At 67.9% G+C, this 26203-nt stretch carries 25 protein-coding genes; 9 read left to right on the forward strand and 16 right to left on the reverse strand.

The features are described 5' to 3' along the window. Positions 1-160: 160 nt before the first annotated feature. A complete protein-coding gene (locus H556_RS0107790; RefSeq protein ID WP_024353904.1) occupies positions 161-688 on the forward strand; it encodes a porin family protein in 528 nt (175 codons plus the stop codon). Between the two features lie 186 nt (positions 689-874). On the opposite strand, the gene H556_RS0107795 is transcribed toward H556_RS0107790, so the two are convergent. From H556_RS0107795 to dsbD, 11 genes are all read right to left on the reverse strand, one after another. After that, positions 875-1141: a hypothetical protein gene (locus H556_RS0107795; RefSeq protein ID WP_024353905.1), complete on the reverse strand. Its 267-nt coding sequence runs from the start codon at positions 1139-1141 to the stop codon at positions 875-877. A 98-nt stretch (positions 1142-1239) separates the two neighbouring features. Then, a complete protein-coding gene (locus H556_RS0107800) occupies positions 1240-2385 on the reverse strand; it encodes a beta-ketoacyl-ACP synthase III (protein ID WP_024353906.1) in 1146 nt (381 codons plus the stop codon). Between the two features lie 149 nt (positions 2386-2534). Continuing rightward, positions 2535-4598: a capsular polysaccharide biosynthesis protein gene (locus H556_RS0107805; protein WP_245559448.1), complete on the reverse strand. Its 2064-nt coding sequence runs from the start codon at positions 4596-4598 to the stop codon at positions 2535-2537. Between the two features lie 214 nt (positions 4599-4812). Continuing rightward, a complete protein-coding gene (locus H556_RS0107810; RefSeq protein WP_024353908.1) occupies positions 4813-5631 on the reverse strand; it encodes an HpcH/HpaI aldolase/citrate lyase family protein in 819 nt (272 codons plus the stop codon). Further along, positions 5631-6308, reverse strand: coding sequence for an SDR family NAD(P)-dependent oxidoreductase (locus H556_RS0107815; RefSeq protein WP_024353909.1), 678 nt, complete (start codon positions 6306-6308; stop codon positions 5631-5633). Before H556_RS0107815 ends, H556_RS0107810 begins: the two co-directional genes overlap by 1 nt. 63 nt (positions 6309-6371) lie before the next feature. Continuing rightward, complete coding sequence (locus tag H556_RS0107820; RefSeq protein ID WP_024353910.1) at positions 6372-7265, reverse strand: ROK family protein; 894 nt, start codon at positions 7263-7265, stop codon at positions 6372-6374. Positions 7266-7277: 12 nt separating this feature from the next. Further along, complete coding sequence (locus tag H556_RS0107825) at positions 7278-7775, reverse strand: GAF domain-containing protein (RefSeq protein ID WP_024353911.1); 498 nt, start codon at positions 7773-7775, stop codon at positions 7278-7280. Between the two features lie 100 nt (positions 7776-7875). After that, a complete protein-coding gene (locus H556_RS16300; protein ID WP_155802442.1) occupies positions 7876-8013 on the reverse strand; it encodes a hypothetical protein in 138 nt (45 codons plus the stop codon). 134 nt (positions 8014-8147) lie between these two features. After that, positions 8148-8786: a DsbA family protein gene (locus H556_RS0107835; protein ID WP_024353912.1), complete on the reverse strand. Its 639-nt coding sequence runs from the start codon at positions 8784-8786 to the stop codon at positions 8148-8150. 137 nt (positions 8787-8923) lie between these two features. Continuing rightward, positions 8924-9718 carry a TlpA disulfide reductase family protein gene (locus H556_RS0107840; protein WP_024353913.1) on the reverse strand — a complete coding sequence of 265 codons (795 nt, stop codon included), beginning with the start codon at positions 9716-9718 and terminating at the stop codon, positions 8924-8926. After that, the gene (gene dsbD / locus H556_RS0107845) at positions 9715-11685 is read right to left on the reverse strand and encodes a protein-disulfide reductase DsbD (RefSeq protein WP_024353914.1); all 1971 of its coding nucleotides are present in this window, start codon (positions 11683-11685) and stop codon (positions 9715-9717) included. The genes H556_RS0107840 and dsbD overlap by 4 nt, the downstream gene beginning before the upstream one ends. A 62-nt stretch (positions 11686-11747) precedes the next feature. Here dsbD and H556_RS0107850 point away from each other — a divergent pair, with 62 nt between their 5' ends. Together H556_RS0107850 and H556_RS0107855 are read left to right on the forward strand one after the other, a co-directional pair. Then, complete coding sequence (locus tag H556_RS0107850; RefSeq protein ID WP_024353915.1) at positions 11748-12401, forward strand: response regulator; 654 nt, start codon at positions 11748-11750, stop codon at positions 12399-12401. Then, the gene (locus H556_RS0107855; RefSeq protein WP_024353916.1) at positions 12398-13732 is read left to right on the forward strand and encodes an ATP-binding protein; all 1335 of its coding nucleotides are present in this window, start codon (positions 12398-12400) and stop codon (positions 13730-13732) included. The genes H556_RS0107850 and H556_RS0107855 overlap by 4 nt, the downstream gene beginning before the upstream one ends. 46 nt (positions 13733-13778) lie before the next feature. Here H556_RS0107855 and H556_RS16075 read toward each other — a convergent pair whose 3' ends face one another. Next, entirely contained in the window at positions 13779-13952 is a 174-nt protein-coding gene (locus H556_RS16075) for a DUF1328 family protein (RefSeq protein WP_024353917.1), read from the reverse strand. Between the two features lie 240 nt (positions 13953-14192). Between H556_RS16075 and H556_RS0107865 the strand changes: the two genes are divergently transcribed. Both H556_RS0107865 and H556_RS0107870 read left to right on the forward strand, forming a co-directional pair. Further along, on the forward strand, positions 14193-16658 hold the full coding sequence (locus H556_RS0107865; protein ID WP_024353918.1) for a zinc-dependent metalloprotease: 2466 nt from the start codon (positions 14193-14195) through the stop codon (positions 16656-16658). A gap of 53 nt (positions 16659-16711) precedes the next feature. Beyond that, positions 16712-18508: a DUF885 domain-containing protein gene (locus H556_RS0107870; RefSeq protein WP_024353919.1), complete on the forward strand. Its 1797-nt coding sequence runs from the start codon at positions 16712-16714 to the stop codon at positions 18506-18508. 33 nt (positions 18509-18541) lie between these two features. Here the strand turns inward: H556_RS0107870 and H556_RS0107875 are convergent, their stop codons facing one another. The 4 genes from H556_RS0107875 to H556_RS0107890 form a co-directional block, all read right to left on the reverse strand. After that, complete coding sequence (locus tag H556_RS0107875; protein ID WP_024353920.1) at positions 18542-18862, reverse strand: YdeI/OmpD-associated family protein; 321 nt, start codon at positions 18860-18862, stop codon at positions 18542-18544. A 79-nt stretch (positions 18863-18941) separates the two neighbouring features. Continuing rightward, complete coding sequence (locus tag H556_RS0107880; protein ID WP_024353921.1) at positions 18942-20150, reverse strand: MFS transporter; 1209 nt, start codon at positions 20148-20150, stop codon at positions 18942-18944. A 57-nt stretch (positions 20151-20207) separates the two neighbouring features. Beyond that, a complete protein-coding gene (locus H556_RS0107885; RefSeq protein WP_024353922.1) occupies positions 20208-21614 on the reverse strand; it encodes a sensor histidine kinase in 1407 nt (468 codons plus the stop codon). Next, entirely contained in the window at positions 21592-22263 is a 672-nt protein-coding gene (locus H556_RS0107890; RefSeq protein WP_081650917.1) for a response regulator, read from the reverse strand. Before H556_RS0107890 ends, H556_RS0107885 begins: the two co-directional genes overlap by 23 nt. Before the next feature lie 146 nt (positions 22264-22409). On the opposite strand from H556_RS0107890, the gene H556_RS0107895 reads away from it, so the two are divergent. The 4 genes from H556_RS0107895 to H556_RS0107910 are packed head-to-tail and all read left to right on the forward strand — an operon-like array spanning position 22410 to position 26198. Beyond that, a complete protein-coding gene (locus H556_RS0107895; RefSeq protein ID WP_024353924.1) occupies positions 22410-23669 on the forward strand; it encodes an isochorismate synthase in 1260 nt (419 codons plus the stop codon). After that, on the forward strand, positions 23666-25294 hold the full coding sequence (locus tag H556_RS0107900) for a (2,3-dihydroxybenzoyl)adenylate synthase (RefSeq protein ID WP_024353925.1): 1629 nt from the start codon (positions 23666-23668) through the stop codon (positions 25292-25294). Before H556_RS0107895 ends, H556_RS0107900 begins: the two co-directional genes overlap by 4 nt. After that, positions 25291-25938, forward strand: a complete 648-nt coding sequence (locus H556_RS0107905) for an isochorismatase family protein (RefSeq protein ID WP_081650918.1) — start codon at positions 25291-25293, stop codon at positions 25936-25938. Before H556_RS0107900 ends, H556_RS0107905 begins: the two co-directional genes overlap by 4 nt. Further along, a complete protein-coding gene (locus tag H556_RS0107910; protein WP_024353927.1) occupies positions 25935-26198 on the forward strand; it encodes a phosphopantetheine-binding protein in 264 nt (87 codons plus the stop codon). The genes H556_RS0107905 and H556_RS0107910 overlap by 4 nt, the downstream gene beginning before the upstream one ends. Positions 26199-26203 lie beyond the last annotated feature (5 nt).

Raw genomic sequence — 26203 nt, forward strand, 5'->3', positions numbered from 1 at the left:
TTTTTGAGATCTAGATGTAACACTGTATGTGTCGTTATTGCATCACAGGGCTATGTCTTTGATATTCGGCATGGAACTATAGGTCCTGCCTACCCATTTATCCCTGTGTTGGATGGGGCATGTGATCACAGAAGTCACATCATCTAAGGAGTATGAAATAATGCGTAACGTTCTTCTCGCCGCCGCCGCTATGTCTGTTCTTGCCGTTCCGGCGTTTGCTCAATCGAATCCTGAGCCGCGCGGTTATGGATCGCTGGGTTACACGCATATGGAAGGCGACGCAGCCCAGACCGGCGCCGTCAGCGGGCGCCTGGGCGTCGACCTGAACCGCTACCTCGCCGTCGAGACGGAAGTCGGGGTAGGGGTCAAGGATAAGGACATCACCGTCGCCGGCGTCGATGGCCAGATCAAGCATGAGTGGGACGCCGCCGGTTATGTCGTCGGCAAATACCCGATCGGCGACAAGCTGGAACTGTTCGCTCGCGGCGGCTACGGCCACACTGAGCTGAAGCAGGAACTGGCGGGCGCCGAGACCAAGGTCGGCGGCGACAGCTGGAACTATGGCGTCGGCGCCAACTACTATCTGGACGGCGTGAACGGCGTCCGTGCCGACTGGACCCGTCGTGACTTCCGCGACGACCGCGGCGAGGCTGACGCCTATTCGGTCAGCTACATCCGTCGCTTCTAGAGCGAAATCGGTTCACATGCGATCGCATGTGAACCCAGATATTCGCTCAAGTGATTGATCTGGACCATTGATCTGAGTTCGGATTGATTCCATCCGAACCGATAATGGTCTAAGCGCGGATAGTCTGAAATGACGAAGGCCCGCTCCATCGGAGCGGGCCTTTTTCGTTGACTGAAACCTTATGGGTCAGGCGACGTCGGGCGCCAGAGCCCAGCGCAGGGACCCTTCGCCGAAGGGGCGGATGAAGAAGTCGCGATAGCGTTCAAACACCTCGATGATCTTCATCTTGAGGTCCTGAGTCACCGACTCGCCGCGTTGGCGCTTCAACGCCGCGACGCAGTTGATGACTATATCCTGATGGGCGGAACCGCCCATGCGTTGCAACACCGTGGCCACGTCGTGCGCCAGCGGATCACTGAGTTTTTCAGCCCAAGGCAAAGCTGTCTGAGTCATTCGGGCATCGTCCCCCCTGTTTCTCGACGCGTTACGGTTTGCAAAATTTTCCGAACAGTGCAAGCGCCGCCGGAAATAATGATTCCCGAACGACTGAATCAGGGGCGCTTTTGCACAAAAACCGTGCCCGCCGAATAACCTGCGCCGAAGCTGCAGATCAGACCCGTATCGCCCGGCGCGAAGCCCTCGTGGTGCAGATGGAAGGCGATGATCGACCCGGCCGAGGAGGTGTTGGCGTAGTCGTCCAGGATGATGACGTTCTCGCCGGGCTCAGGCTCGCGACCCAGCACCTTCCTGCCGATCAGGGTGTTCATGTTGATGTTGGCCTGGTGCAGCCACAGACGCTTCAGTCCGTGCGGGTCCAGGCTCAGTTCGGCGGCGTGGTCCAGGATCATCTCCGACACCATCGGCACCACCTCCTTGAACACCTTGCGACCCTGCTGGACGAACATCTTGTCGCTCAGGCCGTCGGACGAGACGGGCTCATGCCCGTCGGTCGGCAGGGCGGCGCGGTTCAGAAAGCCGAAATTGTTGCGGATGTTGTTCGAGAAGCTGGTCTGCAGCTTCGTGCCCAGAATGTCCCAGCCGCCCGGCCCGGCCTGATCCTCGGCCTCGATGATGACGGCCGTGGCGACGTCGCCGAAGATGAAGTGGCTGTCGCGATCCTTGAAGTTCAGGTGCGCCGAGCAGATTTCTGGGTTCACCATCAGCACGGCCTTGACCGAGCCCGAGGCCACGAAGTCCGCCGCCGTCTTGATGCCGAAGGTGGCCGAGCTGCACGCAACGTTCATGTCGAAGGCGAAGCCCTCAATGCCCAGCGCCTGCTGCACCTCAATGGCCATGGCGGGGTAGGGGCGCTGCATGTTCGACGCGGCGCAGATGACGGCGCCGATCTCGCTGACCGGCTTGCCCCAGGCCTTGATGGCGTCTTGCGCGGCCTTCACCGCCATTTCGGCCAGGATCGACAGCTCGTCGTCGCCGCGCGCGGGCAGATTGGGCAGCATCCGCTCGGGGTCGATGATGCCCGACTTGTCCATGACGTAGCGCGCCTTGATGCCCGAGGCCTTCTCGATGAAGGCTTCGGACGAGGGCGTCTTGGCCTCGACCTCTCCGGCGGCGATGGCCTGCGCGTTGGCCGCGTTCCAGCCTTCCGCCCACGCGTTGTAGGCGCCGACCAGCTCCTCGTTCGAGATCGACTGTTCCGGCGTGAACAGGCCGGTGGCGGAGATGACGGCTTTTTGCACTGTATGGTTCCCTGACGCTCGGCGCGCGGCGCCTCGCTGCATGAGGGAACATGGAGTCCCCGACGCTCGACAAGCCTTATGTCGGCGCCTCGCGGCGAAGTTCGGGCGCCTCGCGGGCCGGACTCAGTCCGTTGCGATGACGAACTTCCTCAATAAGCTGGGGGAAGGCTGCGGTCGAGACTGGCCTTTATGCCCCGCCACCAGCGATTGATCCGGCCGCGCGGCGGGGCGGGCAGGGGATGGTCGCGCGCGGCGATCAGGGCCTCGACCAGATCCTCGGCCTCGCACGGCCAGCCGTCCGGCGTGACATAGACCGGATAGCCGATCAGGGCGGCGTGGATGACGCTTTGCAGACTGGCGCGGCGGGTGCGGCGCTCGAACGTCAGCCGGTCGTCGGTCAGGCCCCATCCGGCATAGAAGGGGCGGCCATAGACGCTGACCGGCTTGCCTCGCATCAGGGCCTCGAACCCGGTCAGGGAGGTCAGGGTGGCCAGCCGGTCGCAGGCGTTCAGGCAGTCGATGATGTCCAGATCGTCGGCCGAGGCGTCGACCTCCTCCATCGCCGCATGGTCCAGCAGGCCGGGCCGGTTGCCCGCAGTCACGTCCGGGTGGTTGCGATAGATCAGGAAGGCGTCGGGATGATCCGCCCGCGCCGCCTTCACCAGACCCGAGTTGGTGCGAAGGTCCGGTCCGCAGCCCATCATGATCGAGCGGTCGTTCTCGACCTGGCCCACGACCAGCAGGATGGGCTTGTCGGTCGGCCAGTGCGCCGGGACGCCCGCGCCCTTCAGATTGTATTTCGACAGGCCCGCATCGACCACGCGGGCGCGAAGGGCCTCGGCCCGCGCGATCTGATCCGGCGACGGCTCGCCCGCCTTGATCAGGCTTTCCAGACGGCTGGGGCGGGTCGGGTCATAATAGACGCCCTGATCATCCAGCGCGACCGACAGGGCGCCGAAGAAGTCGGACCCCAGCCCGCGCGAGCGGATGAAGCCATCCTCCATCCGCACGACCGGCCCTTCGAAGGCGTCGGCGGCGGCGCGGATCTGCGGCGTCTCCTTGCCGGCCCACCAGATCAGCCTGCCGCCCGTCGCCCGCGCATGGGCGACGGCGGCGGAGGAGCGCCAGAAATAGCGGACACGGCCCTTGGGCGAGTTGAGCAGGCGGCGCACCGGCGGCCGCTTGGCCGGGGCGAAGCCGACGGCGGCGAAGGCGCCCGCCAGCCGGTCGGCCCGGTCGCGCAGGGCGATCAGCCGCTCCAGCGCCTGTTCCGCCTCGCACCGCTGGCCCGTCACCGGATCGACATAGCGGGTGTAGGCGATCAGAGCCGCCGCCGCGATCTGCTCCAGATCGCGCGCGACGCCGCGCCGCCGGGTCTGGACCGCGTCCGTCGTCAGGCCCCAGCCGGAATAGAAGGGCGCGCCGAAGCAGCGCACCGGCAGGCCGCGCAACAGCGCCTCGAACCCCAGCGCCGAGGTCACGACATAGACCGCGTCCACCGCCGCCAGCAGGTCGGCGGGCCGCACGTCGGTGTCGATCAGGGTGACGCCCTGAAGCTGGTCCGCCGGGATGCAGCCCTGCTTGCGTCCCGCCGCCACGGCGGGGTGGCGCTTGACGATCAACTGGGCGTCCGGCTCGTCGCGCCGGGCGGTCGCCAGCATCTCCGAGAAGCTGGTCTCGGTCGCCAGTCCATAGCCGATGGAGGCGTCACCGAAGGTCTGGTCCACGATCAGCACCCGGCGGCCCGGTTTCAGCAGATCTGCATCCAGCGGCCCGCCCATATTGGTCTTGGACACGCCAGAGGCGACGATGCGGTTGATCAGGCCCCGCGCGCGGGTCTTCATGGCGGCGTCGCACCAGTCTGGGGCTGTGTCGATCAGCTGTTCCAGCCGACTGGGCCGGGTCGCGTCGTAATAGACGCCCAGATCATCGACGATCAGGCTGAGGCTGGTCGCTCCGCTCTCGCCGATCCCGACCGAGCGCAGGAAGCCGTCCTCCAACGCGACATAGGGTTTGTCGTGCTTCGCCGCCCAACGTCGACCCGCCTCCGCCGTTGGCTTCATGCCCCAGCCGAGGACGGCCTCGATTGACGATCCGGGCAGGGCGGACAGGTCGTAATCGGGCAGGAAGGCGGATAGGAACGGCACCTTCAACACCCCCGGCGCACAGACCCAGGCGCGGGTTTTCGACAGGGGCGGAAGCGGTGCGGTCATGGAGCCGTGTCTAAGGTCTGTCGCGGGAAGGCGCCACCCCGCTCTTCCTTCTCCCCTTGTGGGAGAAGGTGGCAGGCGGAGCCTGACGGATGAGGAGTGTGAGCGCGCCCTATCCGAAATGTTTCCCAGCGAAGTCGCTAATCATCTGCCCTCGCGCCGACACCCCTCATCCGAGCGCCTCCGGCGCCCACCTTCTCCCTCAAGGGGAGAAGGGTCAGAGATCGGCTAGAAGGTTTTGGGCGGCGTGCAGGTGCAGCCGCTCCACCATCTCGCCCTCAACGCGGATGACGCCCAGCCCGGCGGCCTCGGGCGTGGCGAAGGCGGCCACGACCTTGCGCGCCCATTCGATCTCGTCGGGCGAAGGGCCGAACGCTGCGTTCGCCCCCTCGATCTGAGCGGGATGGATCAGGCTCTTGCCGTCAAAGCCATACAGTCTTCCCTGAGCGCACTCTGCGGCGAACCCGGCCTCGTCCTTGATGCGGTTGAACACGCCGTCGATGACGTTCAGGCCGTTGGCGCGGGCGTGGGCCACGACGGCCGCCAGCCAAGGCTTCAGCGGTTCCCGGTCGGGCGACGCGCCCGTCTTCAGATCCTTGGCCAGATCGTTGACGCCCAGCATCAGGCCGCTCAGCGCGCCGTCCGCTCCGGCGATCTCGCCGAGATCCACCAGGGCGCGCGGCGTCTCGATCATGGCCCACAGGGCGACGCCGGGGCGCAGCGCCGCCGACAGGGCGTGGACCATGGCCGCGCTCCCGACCTTTGGCGCGACGATCAGCTCGACGGGGGCGTCACGCAGGGCCTTCAGGTCGTCGGCGCCCCACGGCGTGTCCAGTCCGTTGATCCGCACGCCGAGGTGCGGGCCGAAGCCGCCTTCCTGCGCCGCCGCGACGGCGGCCGCACGAGCTTCGGCTTTCATCTCGGGCGCGACGGCGTCCTCCAGGTCCAGCACCGCCACGTCGCAGGGCAGGGTGCAGGCCTTCTCGACCGCCCGCGCATTCGAGGCGGGCAGGTAGAGGATGCTGCGCGCGCGCATCAGACCTTGCCCGTCACAGGGATCAGGGCTCCCGTCACCGCCCGCGCCTCGGCCGAGGCGAGGAACAGGATGACGGCGGCCAGATCGGCGGGCGCGACCCACTTCGACGGATCGGCGTCGGGCATGTCGGCGCGGTTGGCCGCCGTGTCGATGATGGAGGGCAGGACGGCGTTGACCGTCACCGAGGTCGACTTCAGCTCCTCGGCCAGGGCCTCGGTCAGGCGGTGAACCCCGGCCTTGGAGGCGGCGTAGGCGCCCATGCCGTGCCCGGCCTTGATCGCGCCATTGGCGCCGATGTTGACGATGCGGCCTTCGTCTGAGGCCTTCAGATAGGGCAGGGCGGCGCGGCTGGCGTTCAGCGTCGTCCTGACATTGAGGGCGTACATTTTGTCGAATTCATCGCCATCGCCTTCGACCGGGCTCCAGACGAAGCCGCCGGCGATGTTCAGCAGGGCGTCAAGACGGCCGTGATGGGCGGTGACCGCCTCGATGGCGGCTTTCGCCTGCGTGGGGTCGGTCAGGTCGATGCCGTTAATCTCGAACACATCGGGGCTCGGCGCGCGGGGCGGGGTGCGGCCGATGACGGCGACCGACAGGCCGCGCGCCTGCGCCGCCTCGACGACCGCCCGGCCAAGGGCGCCGTATCCGCCGGTGATCGCCACGACTCTCTGGCTCATGCTTCCTGCTCCTGTCGGTTCGTCGCGGACCATAGCGGGGCACGCGGCGTGATCAATCGGAGATCAGGCGCCCCACAGCCGCGCGGCGCCGCGCACGCCCGAGGAGTCGCCCCACTTCGCCGGGACGATCCGCCCGTCCCAATGGTCGGAGAAGACATGGCGCGCCACGACCTGCGGCAGGCGGTCGTAAAGCTCGTCCACGTTCGACATTCCGCCGCCCAGCACAAAGACCTCCGGGTCGGCCAGGTTGACGACCATCGCCAGCGCGCGCCCCAGCCGGCCGATGTAGCGATTCAGCGCGGCCACCGCCTGCACATCGCCAGCGCGTGCGACGTCCACGATGGCCTGCGCCGTCCGCGCCCGACCGGTCGCGGCTTCATGATCGCGCTGGAAGCCGGTGCCGGACACCCAGGTCTCGAGACAGCCATGCAGGCCGCACCAGCAGGCGGGGCCGGGCGCCTCGTCCGCCGAGGGCCAGGGCAGGGAGATGTGGCCGATCTCGGCGGCGACGCCCTGCGCGCCCTCGACGAGCTTGCCGTCGATGACCAGTCCGCCGCCGCAGCCGGTGCCCAGGATGACGCCGAACAGGCTGGCGGCGCCCACACCCGCGCCGTCGGCGGATTCTGACAGGGCCAGGCAGTTGGCGTCGTTCGCCAGCCGCACCGGGCGGCCCAGCGTGGCCTCCAGATCATCGCCGAAGCAGCGGCCGTTCAGATATATTGAGTTGGCGTTGCGGATCAGGCCGGTGCGCGGTGAGAGCGAGCCGGGAATGGCCAGTCCGACCGAATGCGCCGGGCCTGCTTCGGCCTCGACCCGCGCGATCAGGTCGGCGACGAGGCTGATCGCGGCGTCATAGGTTCCGGGGTTCGGCTCGCGTATGCGCGCGATGAAGGCGCCGGATGCATCCAGCGCCGCCGCCTCGATCTTGGTGCCGCCGAAGTCAATTCCTATACGCATGGTTTTGAGGTCTCACCCCGCGCCGAACACCTTGGCCATCAGCCGTTCCAACGCCGCCGCATCCACGGCGTCGAAGGCGGCTGTCTCCGTGGCGTCCACGTCGAGCACGGCGATCAGGTCGCCTGCCGCGTCCAGCACCGGAACCACGATCTCGCTGGCCGAACGGCTGTCGCAGGCGATATGGCCGGGGAAGGCGTGGACGTCCTCGACCACCTGCGTCTCGCGCGTCTTCGCCGCCGCGCCGCAGACGCCGCGCCCGAACGGGATGCGCAGGCAGCCCAGCGTGCCCTGATAGGGCCCGACCACCAGCTCATCGCCCTTGGCCGCATCAACGACGTAGAAGCCGGTCCAGAAGAAGGCGGGGAAGGCGTCAGCCAACATCGAGGCTACCGTGGCCATGCGCGCCGTCAGGTTGGGCTCGCCCTCCAGCACGGCCAGAATCTCGGCCTCGACCTCGGCATAGCATTCGGCCTTGTCGGCGGGGCGGTCGTCACGGGCGACGTAGGACATGAAGCGGGCTCAGCGAAATCGGGACAGGTTTAACGCGCCGCGATAGAGCCGCAGCGTGTCGGCAACATAGTCCTTTGCCGCCGGATCGAAAGGTGGGGCGTCAGTCTTCTGGCGGGCCGTCGGGTTCGCCGTCCTGATTCTTGTCCGCAGCACGCCGGGGGCCGGTGATGGCGCGATCCAGCCCGGTCAGAAGAACCGCCAGCATCAGGACGCCGAAGAAGAAAAGGCCAAGGTTCATGTCGTTCAGAACGATTCTTGGTTTGCCGAGGTTCCCCTGAACGCGGCGGAGGGGAAGCGGGATCGGCGAGGCGCACAGCGTCTTCCGCGCCGCGCCGAAAGCCGAGCCTCTTTATGAAGCGTTCGCCTGCTGAATCAGCGCAGGGGCTGACCGGAGCGAATGCGGGCGATCACGGCCTCCAGCTGGGCCTGTGGCATTCCGCCGGGGATCAGATTGCCGTTGATGACGAAGGCCGGCGTGCCGTTGAGGGCGAGGGCGGCGGCCTCTCGGCTGTTGAGCAGCAGGACGGCGTCGATTTCCTCGCGATGGGCCGCCAGGTCGCGATCCAGCTGTTCCATGTCGACGCCGGCTTCGGTCGCCAGTTGACGCGCCTTCTGATTGGTCTGGATGCGATCCGGCGCGCTCATGAAGGCGTTATGCACCGCGTGGTATTTGTCCTGATAGCCGGCGGCCAGGGCGATGCGCGCCAGGTTCTCGGACACGGCGCCGAAGATGGGCCATTCCTTGTACAGCACCCGCACCTTCGGATCGGCTTCCATCAGGCCGTTGAGCTCCGGGATCATCATTTTGCAGTAAGGGCAGTTGTAATCCATGAAGCCGATGATGGTGATGTCGGCCTGTTCGGCGCCGATGAAGGGCGTCGCCGGATTCTTCAGCAGGTCGCTGAAGCCGACCTCTGCGATCATGGGCATGTCCTGCGCGGCGTCGGCCGGACCGCAGGCCGCCAGGCTCATCGTTGCGGCCAGCATCAGGGCGAGCGCGGGCTTGTTCATGATCAGACTTCTCCGGGTGTTATGACGGCCATCTACGGCCATGATCTCGGCGAGGCGCGCGCCTCAAAGGTGTGAGCTTCGTCCACGCCCGGTCTTAAGTCAGGCTTAAGACGCAGACGGGTCGGGGATTTTCCGTTTCAGTCCAGCCGCGCGATTTCGGCGGCGATACGCTCAGGCCCGATTTCGCCCAGATGCGCCTTGGCCAGCCGCCCGTCGCTTCCAAGGAAGAAGGTGATGGGCAGACCGACCGTGCCGTAGTGGCGCGGCAGGTCCATGTGCGGGTCAAGCAGGACGTGCTCCAGCGTCAGGCCCTCGCGCGCCAGATAGGTCCGTAAGGTTGCTTCGCCCTCGCCCTGATTGACGAACAGGAAGCGCACGTCGGGATTGGCCTTCTGGGCTGCAGCCAGGGCGGGCATCTCGCGGCGGCAGGGCGGGCACCAGCTGGCCCAGACGTTGATCACGGTCGGGCGATCGGACGGCGCTGCCATGTCGAGGGGAGCGCCGTCCAGCTGCGCCAGGGTGATCTCTGCCGGGGGCAGGGGCTCGGTCGCGGACGCCAGCTGATGCGCTGCGATCCAGGCCAGGGCGCTGGCGGCGACGGGCGCCAGAGCCCAGGCGCGTTCCTTGGCGGTTTTGAGCAGCGCCGCCGTCGCCAGCGCGACGACCGGGATGACCCAGAGCCAGGCGAACCCGCCCTGCCAGACGGCGACGGCGCGCAACGGGTCAGCCTGAAAGTGCGGCCAGTTGGCGACGACATAGGCCAGACGGGCGACCAGAACGCCGCCGAAGACGACGAAGGTGCTCCACGCGTTGAAGCGGATGCTCACCCGGCTGGCCAGAAAGCCCGAGCCGACGACGAAGACGAAGATGCCGATGATGATGGAAAGTCGCTCGCCGGACAGGACGAGGGGGCCAAGCTCAAGCGCGTTCATCGGGCGGTCTGTGCGCTGTCGAGCGAGGCCAGCACCTTGCTCACAGTGGTCTTGCCGACCAGGCGGGTGGACGCAGGCTCCTGTGATGCGGCGGACAGGAAGATCAGCGTCGGCGGGCCGACCACGCCGTAGGTCTCCATCAGCTGACGGGTTTCCGGCGTGTTGTTCGTCACATCGACCTTGATCAGATCGGCGTTCTGCAGGGCGGCGACGACCCGGCCGTCGGCGAAGACTTCCCGGTCCATCTGCCGACAGATGACGCACCAGTCGGCGGTGAAATAGATCATCGTCGGGCGTGAGCGGGCGGCTGCGGCGCCGATGGCGCGCTCCAGCCCGGCGGGGTCAACGACCACGGCGGCGGGGACAGGCGCTGCGCCCGGCCCGGCGACGCCGGGCGCCGAGCGGGACGCGAGCGGGGCCAGCGGGCGCCAGGGATCGGCGGCGCCCATGCCCAGGCCGATCAGAAGCATGATCCCCCAGGCGGCGACGGCCAGTCCGGCGGCGCGGGCGAGGCCGGCCGGACGGCTGGCCGCGGGGCCGCTGAACAGGCCGAGGACGGCGGCTGCGGCCAGAGCCAGCATCGCGCCCAGCGCCAGCACGACGGTCGGCGGCAGGATGCGGCTCGCCAGCCACCAGGCCATGCCCAGGAAGACGAAGCCGAACAAAGTCTTCACCCGATCCATCCACGCCCCGGCCTTGGGCAGGAAGCGGGCGCCGGCCGTGCCGAAGACGATCAGGGGCACGCCCTTGCCCAGCCCCAGGGCGAACAGAGCCGCCGCGCCGAGGCCGACATCGCCGGTCTGGGCGATGTAGAGAAGGGCGCCCGCCAGCGGCGCGGTCACGCATGGGCCGACGATCAGGGCCGAGGCGAAGCCCAGCCCGGCGGCCGAGCCGAGGGAGCGCCGCCCGGTCCCGTTGTCCCGCGAAAGACGGCTGGTCCAGGCGGACGGCAACTGCAGTTCGAAGCCGCCGAACATGGAGGCGGCCAGCACCAGGAAGATGATCGACAGGGCGCCGACGGCCCACACGGACTGAAGCGCCATCTGCAGGTTCTGACCCGACCAGGCGGCGGCCACGCCCAGCAGGCCGAAGGCCGTGGCCAGTCCCAGGACATAGGCCGTGGAAAGCACCAGCCCGCGTCGGGTCCCGCGTCCATCGACGCCCCTTCCGATGACTCCGGCCAGGATCGGATACATGGGGAAGACGCAAGGGGTGAAGGCCAGCAGCACGCCGAACCCGAAGAAGGCCAGAAGGACCCAGGCGAAGCCCCCCTGATCCGCCAGCCGGTCGACGAAGCCTGCGTTCTGGTCCAGTCGAACGGCGGGGGGGATCGACGAAGCGTCGGAAGCTGGGGCGGCTGCATCCGTGGCGTCGACGGCTTCAGATTCAGGCAGGGCTTCAGGCTCAGGCGCCGGTTGAGGTTCAGGCGCTGACAGGGTTTCAGATGCTGACAGGCTTTCAGGCGCGGGCGGCGCCTTCAGGGTCGGCGCGGCGGCGGCTAGCGCGGCACGGGGCAGGGCTGGAACCGCGACGGTCCGCGTGGTCGGCGGATAGCAGATCGAGTCTTCCTTGCACCCTTGATAGGTGATGTTGATCGACGCGGGCGCTCCTGCGCGCTCCAGCGTCGCCGCCGACAGGCGCGCCTGTCCGGCTGTGCGCCAGATGTCGACCACGCCGAAGCCGGGGTCGTCCTTCTTCTCGCCGGGCTGCAGTTGCAGGCTGAGGGTGTCCTCGCCGCCCGGCGCCGCTGCGACAGTGTGGTCGCGATACAGGTAATGCCCCGGCGCTATGGTCCAGCGGAAGGTCAGGTCGCCGTTGGTCTCTCGCGCGACCTTGAGCGTGAAGGCCTGGTCCGGAGACAGGAAGGACTGGTCCAGCGCCGGGAAGGACTGGGCGCGGCCGACGGCGGGGACGGCCAGCATCAGGGCGAACAGGATCGCCAGAAGGCGCCAGGAAATGATCTTCATGCTTCCGGGGTCGGCGTAAGAGCTTAAGTCAGGCTTAAGCCGGGCGGCGGAAGGCATAAGGCATGAGACTGCTCATTGTGGAAGATGATCCGGTGCTTTCGGACGGCCTTCAGGTCGGCCTGACGGCGTGCGGCTGGACGGTCGAGGCCATGACCCGCCTCGAGGACGCCCTGGCCGCCCTTGAAAGCTCGGCGTTCGACGCCGTCGTCCTGGACCTCAATCTGCCCGATGGCGACGGCCTTCAGGTGCTGCGTTTCGTGCGGGAGCGCGACATGGACGTCGGGGTGGTCATTCTGTCGGCGCGCGACGAAAGCCGGGACCGGATCGGCGGTCTGGACGCGGGCGCCGACGATTATGTTGGCAAGCCGTTCGATCTTGATGAACTGGCGGCGCGGCTGCGGGCGGTGCGGCGTCGGCTGCTCGGGCGGTCTCGCCCGGCCCTGACGCATAAGGACATTACTCTGGACCCGAAGGCGCGGCTGGCCTGGCGCGGCGAACAGGATCTGCCGCTGTCGCGCCGCGAGTTCGCCATCCTGGAGGCCCTGATGGAGCGGCCGTCGGCCGTGCAATCGCGCAATCAGCTGGAGGAGCGTCTCTATGGCTGGCAGGAGGAGATCGGCTCCAACGCGGTCGAGGTTCACGTCCACCACCTGCGCGCCAAGCTGGGTTCCGCCTTCATCCGCACGGTGCGCGGCGTGGGATATACCCTGCAATGACCTCCATCCGGCTCAGGCTGTTCGCCATTCTGGCCCTTGTGACCGCTCTGGTGTGGGGCGCAGCGGTGGTCTGGGTAGAGATCCACACTCGCCATGAGGTCCAGCGCGTGCTGGACCGGCGGCTGATGGAATCGGCGCGCATGGTGTCGTCCCTGATGCGCACGGGCGAGATGACGCCGGTGGTGAATCCTGTCCTGCCAGGGCCTGTTCCGACCTATGAGCGTCAGCTGTCGTGTCAGATATGGACGGTGAACGGCGAACTCATCGCGCGTTCCCAGAACGCTCCGGCCGAGAGTCTGGCGCCGGACGAAGACGGTTTTTCAGAGCGGGTGATCGAAGGCGAACGGTGGCGCGTCTACACCGTGCATATGCCGGACGACGGCTATCGCGTTATGGTCGGAGACAGTCTGACGATCCGCGAACATCTGATCAGCAGCGTCGTCACCGGCCTGATCGGTCCGGCGGTTTTGGGGCTGGCTGCATTGGGCGTGCTGATCTGGTGGTCGGTGGGGGCCGGGCTGCGGCCAATTCGTCAGATGACCCGCATTCTGACCGAACGGGACGCCGACGACCTGTCGCCGATCGGCGTGGCGCCCGGCGGGTCTGATCTCCAGCCCTTTGTGCAGTCTCTGGACGCCTTGATGGACAGGGTGCGCGCGGCCCGGTTGCGGGAGACGGAGTTCACCGCCGCCGCCGCGCACGAACTGCGCACGCCGTTGGCGGGGCTGCGTATCCAGGCCCAGATCGCCGCCGCGACCGGCGACGAACCGACGCGCCGACATGCGCTGGAGCAGATACAGGTCTCGGTCGACCGAACCGCGCGTCTGGTCACCGGACTGCTGGCCCTTGCGCGCGAGGACGTAACCGCCATCGATGATCGCGAAAAACGGTGGACGGGTCTCGCCGCTCACTTTGAGGCTCTTGGGGCGGAGCCGCGGCTTCAGTTGCCGGACGCTGACGTCGAGGTCTTCGCTGATCCTGATCGCTTCAGCCTTGTGGCGGCCAATCTGCTGGCCAATGCGCGGCAGTTCGCCCGCAGCCGCATCAGCCTGTCGGTACAGGGCGAGGGACCGTTCGCCGTCATCGCCGTCGATGATGACGGGCCGGGCGTCACCACAGCCGATCTGGAACGGTTGGGACAGCGATTCTTCCGGCCGTCGGGCAGCCCCGGCGGCGGCAGCGGCCTGGGGCTGTCGATCGTGGTCTCCGCGGTGAAGGCGCATGGAGGCGCTGTCCGGTTCGCCCCGTCTGCGATGGGCGGCCTGCGGGTGGAGTTGCATGGGCTGGCCGTAAGGCGGCGCCTGTCAGGGCGCGTATCCGACGATAGTTGAGCTGATACGGCCGCCCTGTTCAGCGACAGGGCGGCGCAGGTTCGCTTTAGGTGACCTTCTTCGCCACCGTGAAGCCGAGCACCAGGAAGATCGCGAAGATGATCAGCGCCAGAACAGCCAGGAATTTGGCTATGCCCGCTGCGGCGCCCGCAATCCCGCCGAAGCCGAGCAGGCCGGCGACAACGGCGATGATGGCGAAAATGATAGCCCATTTAATCATGTCGTTCTCCTTCGTACCCAGGCGCAACGACAGGCGTGGCTGACGGTTCCGCGCGCCTTTGCCGTTCGACGGAAAGAGCCGGAATATCGAGCGAACGGAAGGCTGAGCCCCCGACTTCGCAAAGCGGCCTGCATGTGAAATGTTCAGATACATTATTCGATCATAAGGTCTGGCCGGCTTGCGCTTGCAGGCGTTCAGTGTTCTGAACGCGGCAGTTCAAGCGGTCGGAGGGGGAAGCCGATGTTACGCAAGGTTCTGCTGGCGAGCGTCGCCGGTCTGGTGATGCTCGGGGCGTCGGCTCAGGCGACAGCGCAGTCCGCGCCCGCGACTGCGGCGGCCACAGCCGCCTGGCAGGACGGCCTGTTCGGCGTGCGGCTGGACCGGGAGAAGGGGCGGGTTCTGGCGCGTCTGTCGCCGCCGGACGCCGAGGGCGTGATCGGCCGCTACCTGTATCAGCCGGGCCTGTCGGCGGGGCTGGGCATGGATAACGCCGGGCTGGATCGATCCGGTCTGGGCCAGACGCAGATCGTGGCCTTCCACAAGGTCGGGGGCCGGGTGTTCGCCCGGTTCGAGAATCACCGCTTCCGCGCCTTTGACGCCAGCGACGACGAACAGAGGGCGGTCGCCGCCTCCTTCGCCCCCTCGACCGTATGGGCGACGGATGTGATCGAGACAGGCGCCGACGGCTCGGTGGTCGTCGACCTGTCCGGCTTCCTGACGCGCGATGCGGTCAATATCGCCGGGCGACTGAAGCGGGCCAGCCTCGGTTCGTTCAAGCCGGCGCAGGATCTGGGGCATCTGGCGCTGGATCAGACTCTGGTGTTTCCGGACAACGTCGAACTTCAGACGGTTCAGACCTTCACCAGCGACGAGCCGGGCGGCGAGCTGTCGCGCATCGCGCCGGATTCGCGCGCCGTCACCCTGACGGTCCAGCACTCCTTCATCCGCCTGCCGGACGACGGCTTCCAGACCGTGCCGCACGATCCGCGCGGCGGCAGCATCGGCCAGGCGATGGCGGTGGACTTCGCCGCGCCTCTGGATCAGCCGGTGATGAAGCGGATGGCGCGCCGCTTCCGGCTGGAGAAGACTGATCCCTCGGCCGCCCGTTCGCCGGTCAAGAAGCCGATCGTCTTCTACGTCGACCGCGCCGCGCCGGTCGCCATCCGCGAAGCCCTGATCGAGGGCGGTAACTGGTGGGCGCGAGCCTTTGAAGAGGCGGGATATCAGAACGCCTTCCGGGTCGAGGTGCTGCCTGAAGGGGCGCATCCGATGGACGCCCGCTACAGCATCATCGCCTGGGTCCACCGCGAGACGCGGGGCTGGTCGACCGGTAGCACGGTCAGCGATCCGCGCACCGGCGAGATCGTGCGCGGCGTGGTGCAACTGGGTTCGCTGCGCGACCGTCAGGACAAGATGATCATCGAGGGGCTGGTCGGCGCCGCCCGCGCAGGGACGGGCGCCGAGGACGACCCAGACCGTCTCGCCTATCACCGCCTGCGTCACCTGTCGGCGCATGAAATCGGCCACTCGATCGGCCTGGCTCACAACTTCGCCGCTTCCATGTATGAGGGGCGGGCCTCGGTCATGGACTATCCCGCGCCCTGGGTGATCGCCGACGGCGACCGGCTGGACTTCAGCCAGGCCTATACGACCGGCGTCGGCGCCTGGGACCGCTACGCCATCGACTGGCTGTATGGCGATACGCCGGGTCAGGACCCGCAGGCGCGTCGTCTGGCCCTGGCGGCAGAGGCGCAAGGAAAGGGCTATCGGTTCGTCGGGGACAACGACACCCGACCTCTGGGCAGCCTTCAGCCCTATGGCGCCATGTGGGACAACGGCGAAGATCCGGTGGCGGAGTTCGCCAACACTCTGGCGGTTCGCCGCATCGCCCTGTCGCGTTTCGGCCTGGGCAATCTGCCGGCCGGCGCGCCGGCGGCGGACCTGCGCCGGGTCATTGTGCCGATCTATCTGTATCACCGCTATCAGACCACGGCGGTCGGGCGTCAGATCGGCGGCGTCGACTACAGCTACGCCGTCAGCGGCGCCGGGCATGAGCGGGCCGAGGTCGTGCCCGCCGACAAGCAGCGCGCGGCGCTGGAGGCCCTGATGCAGGCGCTGTCTCCGGCCGAACTGGACCTCAGGGACGACCTGATCGACCTGCTGTCCTCGGTCCAGTCGGGCAATCCGGACCGCCAGACCCAGATCGAACTGTTCGAGGGCAAGACCGACGCTGTGTTCGACCCGTCCTCGGCGGCGGCTGCGGCGACCGAGGTGGTGTTCGAGACCCTGCTGGCGCCCGAGCGGCTGAATCGTCTGATCGAACAGCAGCGCCGCGATCCGGGCCAGCTGGGCCTGGTCGAGACGCTGGATCGGGTGGCGTCGGCCGTCGGTCCGGGCGCCGTTCTCAGCCCGCGACAGGCCGAACTGCGCCGCGTGGCCCGGGCTCGCTACGCCGCCCATCTGTCGGCCCTGATGCAGGGCAAGGACCTGTCTTCGACCGCTCAGGGCGTGGTGCGCGACAGCGCCCGCCGCTTCGGCGAACAGTTGAAACGCTGCCGTGGCGATCGGCTGGAGACGGCGCAGTGCGCCTATCTGGCCGAAGCCCTGACAGGACCGGTCGAGGGGCTGAAGGCGCTCAGCGCGACCCTTCCGGTCGCCCAGCCGGTTCCGCCGGGCGCGCCGATCGGCGGCGGCGAGTGGCATTGACACTGGCTTAGGCTTCGGCCGACGCCCGTGCTGGTAAGAATAGGAACAGTATCATGAGAACCCTGCTGCTGACGGCCTGCGCCGTTTCGTCTCTTTTGGTCGCGTCGGTCCCGGCGGCGGCGTTCGCCGCCGAGGCGTCTCCGTCCGTGGCGCAGATGCAGCAGGCCGGGGCGCGGCTGAAGGCGCTCTATGAGGCGGAAACCGAGGCCGGGATGGCCCGCACCGGCCGGGTCAAAGGCGCCGACGGCGAATACGGACCGGCGGATCGTCTGGCGGACGTCAGCCCGGCCGCCCAGCAGCAGCGTCTGACCTATGTGCGCGGACTGTTGCAGCAACTGGACGGCATTTCGCTGGATGAGCTGTCGGACGAGGACCGCATCAACGCCGCCGTCTTCCGCACCAATCTGGAGCATGCCCTGATCGACGGTCAGGCTCGCCAATGGGAAATGCCGTTCAACAGCGACAGCTCCTTCTGGACCTATCTGGACCAGGCCCGCAGCCTGCGCACAGCCGAGGACTACAGCGCCTTTATCTCGCGAATGCGCGACATCCCGCGCTATTTCGACCAGCAGAAGGCCAATATGCGCGACGGCCTGGCGCGCGGTTTCAGCGTGCCGCGCGTGACGCTGGAAGGCCGTGAGGCCTCCATCACCAACTTCATCACCGACACGGCCGAGGCTAACGCCTTCTACGCGGCCTTCCGCCAGATGCCTTCGACCGTTTCGGCGTCCGACCAGGCGCGCCTGCGCGCCGAGGCCGCGACTGTCATCAATGAGGCGGTGATCCCGGCCTATCGGTCGCTGCTGGACTTCTATCTGAAGGAATACCAGCCGCGCGCCCGTACCACGCTGGCGGCCCGCGACATGCCTGACGGCGTCGCCTTTTATGAATCCCAGGTCCGCAAATATACGACGCTGGATCTGAGCGGCGAAGAGATCCACCAGATCGGCCTGTCCGAGGTCGCCCGCATCCAGGCCGAGATGCGCCAGACGATGGCCGACGCGGGCTTCACCGGCTCGTTCGACGAGTTCCTGCATTTCCTGCGCACCGACCCGCAGTTCTACGCCAAGACGCCGGACGAACTGATGATGGTGTCGGCCTGGGTCGCGGTGCGGGCCGATGGGGAGATCGGCAAGCTGATCGGCAAGTTGCCGCGCCGTCGCTACACCATCATTCAGGTGCCTGAGGCGCTGGCCCCCTTCTACACGGCGGGGCGCGGCGGGCTGGAAGCCTGCCAGATGAATACCCACAACCTGCCCAGCCGCCCCCTGTACAACATCCCGGCCCTGACCCTGCATGAATGCGCGCCGGGCCACAGCTTCCAGATGGCGCTGGCCGAGGAGCAGGACGCGGGGCCGACCTTCCGTCGCCACACCTACTTCTCAGGTTATGGCGAGGGCTGGGGCCTCTATACGGAATGGCTGGGCGTCGAGATGGGCATCTATCGCACGCCCTATGAGAACTTCGGCCGCCTCAGCTATGAGATGTGGCGCGCGGCGCGTCTGGTGATCGACACCGGCGTGCACCTGAAGGGCTGGTCGCGCGAACAGGCCATCGACTATCTGGCGGGTCACACCGCCCTGTCGCGCCACGAGGTCGAGACCGAGGTGGACCGCTACATCAGCTGGCCCGGTCAGGCCCTGTCCTACAAGCTGGGCGAGCTGACCATCCGCCGTCTGCGCGGCGAGGCCGAGGCCGCTCTGGGCGAGCGTTTCGATCCGCGCCCGTTCCACGACGAAATCCTGGCTTTGGGCTCGGTGCCGCTGAACACGCTGGAGGAGCATATGCGCGCCTTCATCGCGCGCGGCGGCAAACCCGCTGAGACGGCCAAGGCGGTCGCCGCTCAATAATACGGGCGACAGACGAGAGAAGGCGAGGGCGCGTCAGGGCTTGGACGCGCCCTTGCTTTTTTGGTCGATCAGGACGGCCTGTTGCCATCGGCTCGGCGCCTTGTCGGTGCGATGAATGCAGCCCGCCCAGCAGCAGGGGCGGCGCTTGCCCTCCCGCAGTTCCTCTACGGTCCGCCCGATGCGTCGCTGGCGCGTCGCCGGTTGTTTGGCGTCATCAACCCAGCAGATGAACTCATTGCGACCCAGCGGCGTCAGGTTTCGCCACAGGTCGAAAATCTCGGCGTCCATCTTCAGGGCGCCCTGAAGATCCGCAGCCGCCTGATGCACGGTTCCGTGCGGAAAGCCGTCTGACATGGGGCCTCCTGAGTTCGGCTGATCTGTCAGCATCCTCGGAATATAAGAGGCAAACCGATCCCGGCGACAAGATTCGGCTTCAGACCTCGTGGGCCTTGAGGCGGGTCGCAGGCCACAGGGCGGCGATCAGGATCAGACCGGCCGATACGGCGTAAGGCGCGCCGTGCGCCGCCTGATAGGCTAGGGTTCCCGCCAGCGGGCCCAGGACGGCGCCCAGACCCTGCGCAGCGCCCACGGCTCCCGCGGCGGCGCCTTGCTCATGGGCTTCGACGGCGTTGGCGGCGAGGGCCGACTGCGAGGGATAGACCCAGCCCATACCCGCCGCGATGACGCCATAGGCGATCCATAGCTGCACCGGCGTAGCGGCGAAGACGGCGCCGATGAAGCCGAGAGCGGCGATGCCTGCGCCGATACGAATGAAGCGCGAGGGCGCCCAGCTTAACCGGCGCAGCGCCATCTGCGAGGCGAACAGAACCACGCCGACCACGGCCAGGGCGATTCCCGCCGTGCGCGCCGCCTCATTGGGCGACAGGCCGAAGCGGTCCAGAGCCAGGAAACCGACCACCACCTGGCAGACGACGACGCCGCACATGGCGGCGAAGGCGGTGACGACGGCGCGGCGGATGCGCGCGTCCGACAGCTTCAGCGCCGACTTCCTGCGGGTCTCATGCGGCGCGTCGGCGGGCAGGAACCGCCACACGGCGATGAAGGCCAGGACGGGCAGGGCGGAGATGATGATCAGGGAGGCGCTGAGACTCCATCCGGCCAGCAGGCCGGCCCCACCCGGTCCGAAGACGATGCCCAGCGAACTAGCCGCGCCGACGGCGCCCATGGCGCGAGCGCGTTCGTGCGGCGCCGTGTGGTCGGCGACCACGGCGGCGCAGATCGGCGGCACGGCGGCGTAGAAGGCCCCGGCGGCGGTGCGCGCCGCCGTCATGCCCAGGAAGCTGACGATGGCCGCCGGAACCAGGGCCAGGGCCGTGCTCATGAACAGGCCCAGCGCCGCATAGCTGACGGCGAACCCGGCCAGGGCGATCAACAGCACCTTGCGCCGCCCGACCTCGTCGCTGCGCGCGCCCCAGAAGCGGGCCATCAGCATCCAGGCCAGGCCCGCCGCCGTCACCGCCGCTCCGACATGCCAGGGCTGCAGGCCCAGCAGCCGCGCCATCGGCCCGACCACGGCGACGAAGGCCATCATCGACATGCTGCCGACGCCCGCGGTGAACAGCAGGGGCTTCAGGCTGAAGGCGCCGCCGGGGGCTGCGACGGTCGTGGTGGCGGAAGTCATGAGACGCTCCTGAACGGGATGGAGCGGCTTGATCGGATAATTGAGAACCAATTGCAACTAGGGCTTGGCCATTGTGGCGGGCAGGGCCAGTTCCACCGCCAGACCCGGCTGATTGTCCTCCAGCCGCAAGTCGCCGCCGTGCGCCCGCGCGACAGCGGCCACCATCGCCAGACCCAGCCCTGCGCCCGAGGCGTGGCTGTTCTCGCCCTGATCCAGGCGATAGAAGCGGCGCAGGATCTTTTCGCGTTCGGCTTCCGGCACGCCGGGGCCGTGGTCGGCGACGCGGACGACCGCCCTGCCGTCTGCGCTGGACGTTGAGACCGCGACCTGGCCGCCGCCGTGGAAGACGGCGTTCTCGATCAGATTGGCCAGGGCCTGTTGCAGCAGAGCGGGGTCGGCCTCGACCGTTCCGGCCGGGGCGAGGGTGGCGGCCAGACGCCCGCCCGCTTCTTCGACAAAGGGGCTGTAGATGTCTGCCACGGCGCCGGTCAGGACGGCGAGGTCCAGCGGTTCGGTCTTCAGGGCGGCGTCGCCGCTTTCGATCCGCGCCAGCGTCAGCAGGGCCTCGAACAGGGCGCTGACCTGATCAGTCTCCTCAAGCGCGCGTTCGACGGCGGCTTCACGCGCTTTGGCGTCATTCAGATTGGCGGCCAGATCCTCCAGCCGGTTGCGGACCCGGTTCAGAGGCGCGCGCAGTTCATGGGCCACGCCCTCGGACAGGGTCTTCAGCGTCGTCAGCGCCGCCTCCTGCCGGTCCAGCATCCGGTTGAGGTTGGCTGATAGTTCGTTGAACTCCCGCCCCAGGCCGACAGCGGGCAGGCGGGCCGAATCCTGACCGGCGATGATGCGGCCGACCGCCTGGTTGACGTCCTCCAGCCGCCGCAGGAACAGCCGTCCGGCGAACCAGCCGCCAGCCAGCGCCAGCAGGATCAGGGCGATCCCGCTCATCAGAGCATAGCGACGGATGCCGCCGCGCAGTTCGTCCAGATGCTGGATGTCGCGTCCGACCGCCAGCAGGCCGCCATCGGACGCCCGCGCGCTCAGCGCCAGCATGTTGGGCGTCTGGTCGGGCCAACGGGCGGGGCGGGCCTTGTTGGGCAGGTTGCGGCGGAAGCCGGTCTCATTGACCGCCAGCCGCGTCAGGCCGTTGGAGAAGGTGCTGCCGTCCGGCGCCTCGACCAGCAGCAGATAGCGCCGGGCGTCGCGGTTGCGGGCTTCAGCGTTCAACTCCTGCACCAACTGGGCCGTGCCATGCCGGTTGGCGTCGGCGCGCATCACGTCCATCTGGTGGTTCAGCCCGTCGCGGACCTCGGCCTCGGCGAAGCGCATCAGGCCGTAGTCCACGCCCGCGATCATCACCGCCGCGCCCAGGCCGAACAGGACCGAGAAGGCGGCGGCGTAGCGCAGGCTGGCCGTGGACCAGACCGACGGACGTTTCGGCTCAGTCCGGAGCCTTGAGGACATAGCCCACCCCCCGGATGGTGTGGATCAGCTCCTGATCGAAGCCACGATCGACCTTGGCCCGCAGGCGGCTGATGTGGGCGTCGATCAGATTGGCGCGCGGGTCGAAGTGGAAGCCCCACAGGCTTTCCAGCAGCATGGTGCGCGTCACGGCGTGCCCGGCGTTGCGGGCCAGCCGCTCCAGCAGTTTGAACTCGTGCGGGGTCAGGTCCAAGGGCTTGCCCGCGCGGGTCGCCCGGTGGGCGGCCACGTCGACTTCCAGGTCGGCCACCCGATGCCGCGTCGTGGCCTCGGCCAGCGGCGGGCGTCGGACCAGCGCCTGAAGGCGCGCGCTCAGTTCGCTGAAGGCGAAGGGCTTGACCAGATAGTCGTCGGCGCCCGCGTTCAGCCCCGCCACCCGGTCGTCGACCGAGCCCAGCGCCGTCAGCATCAGCACCGGCGTTTTCAGGCCGCTCGCGCGCATGGCCTGCACCGCTTCCAGGCCGGGCAGGCCGGGCATCATGCGGTCGGCGACGATGGCGTCGTACTCGCCCTCCATCGCCATGTGCAGACCCGTCTCGCCGTCGTTCGCCTCATCGACCGTATGCCCTTGCTGGCGCAGGCCTTCGGCCACGAAGGCGCGGGTTCGGGCATCATCGTCAATGACAAGCATTCGCATGAGCGCCCTTCTAAACCTCTGCAGCGAAACGACCAGACCGGCTTGGAATTAATCTCGCCGCAAGACAACGCGAAGGTTGCTCCGCTATAGGCCGGTTGTTGCGAATGATATGCAACAGCTTGAGTGCGGCAGGGACCAGCATGGAGTCGAGAGTAGCGGAATTCTGGGGGGCGCCCGATCTGTCGGTTCAGATCGGCGGCGGCGCATCCGAACGGCAAGAGGCCGCCGCGCCGAAGGACGACATGGACTGGGCTTTTGGACTGACCACGCCGGAGCTTCGGCTCTTCACCACGGGTCTGAAGCAGCGCCTGACGCCGGGACCGGCGGCGACGCTGGGCGCGCGGGTGCGCCGCTTCTTCGCTGACCTGCCCGTCGCGCCGGAAACCGATGAGCCGTCACCGCGCCTGCTGGTCGGCGCCTTGCCGTTCGACCGCAAAGCCGACGACTGCCTGTTCCTGCCCGAGCGCGCGGCCAACCGCATCTGGGATATGCCTTCAAGCGCGTCTCATCCGTCGATCCGCGCCCTGACGCCCGAGCCGTCGCGCGCGGCCTATGAGGCGGCTGTGACGCAGGCGCTTGAGGCCATGCGCGCCTCGCAAGGCGGCGCCGAGCCGGTCGACAAGGTGGTGCTGTCGCGCAGCCTGAAGGTTCAGGGCGACGGCGCGATCGACCCCTTCGCCCTGTGGCGCGACCTGAAAGCCGACCCGACCGCCGCTCGCTTCCTGACGCCGCTGGGTGAAGGCCAAAAAACAGGACAGGGCGGGGCCATGCGCCGTCTGGTCGGCGCCACGCCCGAACTGCTGGCGTCCAAGCGCGGCCCGGTCGTCTTCTCTCACCCTCTGGCCGGATCAGCTCGCCGCAGCACCGACGTTGTGCAGGACGAGGCGGCGGCGCAGAGTCTGCTGGCGTCCGACAAGGACCGCCGCGAGCACGCCCTGGTGGTCGAGGCCATCATGGACCTGCTGGCGCCCTACTGCAGCGACCTGCGCGCGCCGCCGGGACCGGCGCTCGTGTCGACGCGGACCATGTGGCACCTGGGCACCCGCATCGAGGGGCGACTGCATCGCCCCGACGAAACCTCCGCCGCCGAACTTGCCGCCCTGCTGCATCCGACGCCCGCCGTCTGCGGCTCGCCGCGCGACCGGGCGGCCGAGATGATTCACGCGCTTGAAGGCTATAACCGGGGCTTCTATGCCGGGGCCGTGGGCTGGACCAACGCTTTCGGCGATGGCGCATGGTACGTCTCGCTGCGCTGCGCCGAGACGTGCGGCGATCAGGCGCGTCTCTACGCCGGGGCGGGCATTGTCGAAGGTTCCGACCCCGCCGCCGAGGCGGACGAGACGTCAGGTAAGTTCCAGGCCGTCCTGCGCGCACTGGGCGTGGATGAGGCGAGCGTATGATTCCCCTGCAACAGATCTGGCCGGACGACATGGCGGCGCGTTATCGGGCCAAGGGCTATTGGCGCGGCGAAACCTTCTCCCAACTGCTGCGCAGCCGCGCCGAGGCGCAGGGCGACGCTGTCGCCGTGCTCGGCATGGACAAGCGCTGGACCTATGGCGAACTGCTGGAAAAGGCCGAGACAGCCGCCGCCGGTTTCCTGGCGCTGGGGCTGAAGCCGGGCGACAGGGTGGTGGTGCAGTTGCCGAACCTGCCCGAGTTCCTCAGCGTGATTTTCGGCCTGTTCCGGGCGAAGCTGATCCCCGTCTATGCGCTGCCCGCGCACCGCTCGACCGAGATCGTTCACTTCCTGAAACGTTCGGAAGCCGCCGCCTATGTCGTGGCCGACCGGCATGAAGGCTTCGACTACCGCGCCCTGGCCCGCGCCGTTCAGGCCGAGGTTCCGGACCTGCGCCATGTGGTCGTGGTGGGCGAGGCCGAGGAGTTCGCATCCTTCGATGGCTTCCGCGCCGATCCGGCGTCTCTGCCGACGCAGGACGCCGATCCGTCCGATGTGGCCTTCCTGCAGATTTCGGGCGGCTCGACCGGCCTGTCCAAACTGATCCCGCGCACCCACGACGACTATCTCTACAGCGTGCGCGAAAGCGCCGACATCTCGGCGCTGGAGCCGGAGAGCGTCTATCTGACGGCCCTGCCGGCGGCGCATAACTTCCCGATGAGCTCGCCTGGCTATCTGGGCGCTCTCTATGTCGGGGCGACGGTGGTGATGGCGCCGTCGCCGTCGCCGGACGTCTGCTTCCCCCTCATCGAACGCGAGGGGGTGACGATCACCGGCCTTGTGCCGCCTCTGGCCCTGTTGTGGATGCAGGCGGCGGCCAAGAAGACCCACGACCTGTCCAGCCTTCAGGTGCTGCTGGTCGGCGGGGCGAAATTCCTGCCCGAGGCGGCGCGTCGCGTGCGCACCGAACTGGACTGCACCCTGCAACAGGTGTTCGGCATGGCCGAGGGGCTGGTCAACTACACCCGGCTGGACGACCCCGAGAGCCTGATCGTGGAGACGCAGGGGCGACCCATCAGCCCCGACGACGAAATCCTGATCGTCGACGACGCGGGCGCGCCCGTGGCCGAGGGCGAACCGGGCAATCTGCTGACGCGCGGCCCCTATACGATCCGCGCCTATCACAACGAACCGGCGGCCAATGAGCGGTCCTTCACCGACGACGGCTTCTACCGCACCGGCGACGTGGTGCGGCGCACGCCCGAGGGCTACCTCGTGGTCATGGGCCGGGCCACCGACCACATCAACCGCGCGGGCGAGAAGATTTCGGCCGAGGAGGTCGAGGATCACCTGCTGGCCCACCCGGCCGTCTTCGACGCCGCCGTGGTGTCGGTGCCCGACGACTATCTGGGCGAACGTATCTGCGCCTTCATCATCCCCAACGGCGCCCCGCCGCGCGGCGTCGAGCTGAAGGCCTGGATGCGCAAGCGCGACATCGCCGACTTCAAGGTGCCGGACCAGATCGTCTTTGTCGAAGACTTCGCCGTGACCGCCGTGGGCAAGGTCAGCCGCCGCGAACTGCGCGCCGCCCTGCGCCAGCGGATTCTGGAAGAAGAGGGCAAGGCGTGAGCGTCTCCAAAGGTTTGCCCACCGTCCCCGCCTATGCCCTGCCGACCGAGGCGGAGATCCCCGCCTCGCGCGCCCAGTGGACGTTGCAGCGTGATCGCGCCGCCCTGCTGGTCCACGACATGCAGCACTATTTCATGCGCCCCTATGCGCCGGGCGCCGAGCCGCTGCCGGGCCTGATCGCCAACATCGCCGGGCTGATCGCGGCGGCGCGGGCGGCGGGCGTTCCCGTCTTCTACACCGCCCAGCACGGCGATCAGGATCGCCGCGACCGGGGCCTGCAGGCCGACCTGTGGGGACCGGGCATGAGCCGCGCGCCCGAGCATGAAGAGATTTTGCCTGAACTGACCCCGGCGCCAGGCGACTTCCCGCTGGTCAAGCACCGCTACAGCGCCTTCCAGCGCAGCAATTTCGAGACGCTGATGCGCGTGCGAGGGCGGGACCAGCTGATCGTCTGCGGCGTCTACGCCCACATCGGCTGCCAACTGACGGCGGCCGAGGCGTTTCAGCGGGACATTGAACCCTTCTTCGTCGCCGATGCGCTTGGCGACTTCTCGCGCGACAAGCATATGGGCGCGGTGGCCTGGGCCGCCGACACCTGCGCCGTGGCCCTTTCAACGGCGCGCGTTCTGGAACGACTGAAATGACCAAGCTGACCCCGCAGGATCTGACGCTGGAGCGGATGCGCGCCGATGTCGCCGCCGTGCTGCACGAAACGCCGGACTCCATTCTGGACGACGACAATCTGATGGATCTGGGCGTCGACTCCTTGCGCGCCCTCAACCTGTCTCTGGCGTGGAGCGAGGCTGTGCCGCTGGAGTTCAGCGAACTGGCCGAGCACACCACGCTCGCCGGTTGGTGGAGCGTGGTTCAGGCGCGACTGCGCGCCGCCGGTCACGACGCCTGACCTGA

It is taken from the genome of Brevundimonas naejangsanensis DSM 23858 (assembly GCF_000421705.1).
In the GTDB taxonomy this organism is placed as follows: domain Bacteria; phylum Pseudomonadota; class Alphaproteobacteria; order Caulobacterales; family Caulobacteraceae; genus Brevundimonas; species Brevundimonas naejangsanensis.

Excerpts from the sequence above, each read along its gene's own strand:
- H556_RS0107805 (WP_245559448.1), bottom strand. The coding sequence starts at position 4,598 with ATGACCGCACCGCTTCCGCCCCTGTCGAAAACCCGCGCCTGGGTCTGT.
- H556_RS0107870 (WP_024353919.1), top strand. The coding sequence starts at position 16,712 with ATGAGAACCCTGCTGCTGACGGCCTGCGCCGTTTCGTCTCTTTTGGTC.
- H556_RS0107890 (WP_081650917.1), bottom strand. The coding sequence starts at position 22,263 with ATGCTTGTCATTGACGATGATGCCCGAACCCGCGCCTTCGTGGCCGAA.
- H556_RS0107900 (WP_024353925.1), top strand. The coding sequence starts at position 23,666 with ATGATTCCCCTGCAACAGATCTGGCCGGACGACATGGCGGCGCGTTAT.
- H556_RS0107815 (WP_024353909.1), bottom strand. The coding sequence starts at position 6,308 with ATGAGCCAGAGAGTCGTGGCGATCACCGGCGGATACGGCGCCCTTGGC.
- H556_RS0107795 (WP_024353905.1), bottom strand. The coding sequence starts at position 1,141 with ATGACTCAGACAGCTTTGCCTTGGGCTGAAAAACTCAGTGATCCGCTG.
- H556_RS0107790 (WP_024353904.1), top strand. The coding sequence starts at position 161 with ATGCGTAACGTTCTTCTCGCCGCCGCCGCTATGTCTGTTCTTGCCGTT.
- H556_RS16300 (WP_155802442.1), bottom strand. The coding sequence starts at position 8,013 with ATGAACCTTGGCCTTTTCTTCTTCGGCGTCCTGATGCTGGCGGTTCTT.
- H556_RS0107820 (WP_024353910.1), bottom strand. The coding sequence starts at position 7,265 with ATGCGTATAGGAATTGACTTCGGCGGCACCAAGATCGAGGCGGCGGCG.
- H556_RS0107885 (WP_024353922.1), bottom strand. The coding sequence starts at position 21,614 with ATGTCCTCAAGGCTCCGGACTGAGCCGAAACGTCCGTCGGTCTGGTCC.
- H556_RS0107825 (WP_024353911.1), bottom strand. The coding sequence starts at position 7,775 with ATGTCCTACGTCGCCCGTGACGACCGCCCCGCCGACAAGGCCGAATGC.
- H556_RS0107850 (WP_024353915.1), top strand. The coding sequence starts at position 11,748 with ATGAGACTGCTCATTGTGGAAGATGATCCGGTGCTTTCGGACGGCCTT.
- H556_RS0107865 (WP_024353918.1), top strand. The coding sequence starts at position 14,193 with ATGTTACGCAAGGTTCTGCTGGCGAGCGTCGCCGGTCTGGTGATGCTC.
- H556_RS0107855 (WP_024353916.1), top strand. The coding sequence starts at position 12,398 with ATGACCTCCATCCGGCTCAGGCTGTTCGCCATTCTGGCCCTTGTGACC.
- H556_RS0107835 (WP_024353912.1), bottom strand. The coding sequence starts at position 8,786 with ATGAACAAGCCCGCGCTCGCCCTGATGCTGGCCGCAACGATGAGCCTG.
- H556_RS0107810 (WP_024353908.1), bottom strand. The coding sequence starts at position 5,631 with ATGCGCGCGCGCAGCATCCTCTACCTGCCCGCCTCGAATGCGCGGGCG.
- H556_RS0107840 (WP_024353913.1), bottom strand. The coding sequence starts at position 9,718 with ATGAACGCGCTTGAGCTTGGCCCCCTCGTCCTGTCCGGCGAGCGACTT.
- H556_RS0107910 (WP_024353927.1), top strand. The coding sequence starts at position 25,935 with ATGACCAAGCTGACCCCGCAGGATCTGACGCTGGAGCGGATGCGCGCC.
- H556_RS0107875 (WP_024353920.1), bottom strand. The coding sequence starts at position 18,862 with ATGTCAGACGGCTTTCCGCACGGAACCGTGCATCAGGCGGCTGCGGAT.
- H556_RS0107895 (WP_024353924.1), top strand. The coding sequence starts at position 22,410 with ATGGAGTCGAGAGTAGCGGAATTCTGGGGGGCGCCCGATCTGTCGGTT.
- H556_RS16075 (WP_024353917.1), bottom strand. The coding sequence starts at position 13,952 with ATGATTAAATGGGCTATCATTTTCGCCATCATCGCCGTTGTCGCCGGC.
- dsbD (WP_024353914.1), bottom strand. The coding sequence starts at position 11,685 with ATGAAGATCATTTCCTGGCGCCTTCTGGCGATCCTGTTCGCCCTGATG.
- H556_RS0107880 (WP_024353921.1), bottom strand. The coding sequence starts at position 20,150 with ATGACTTCCGCCACCACGACCGTCGCAGCCCCCGGCGGCGCCTTCAGC.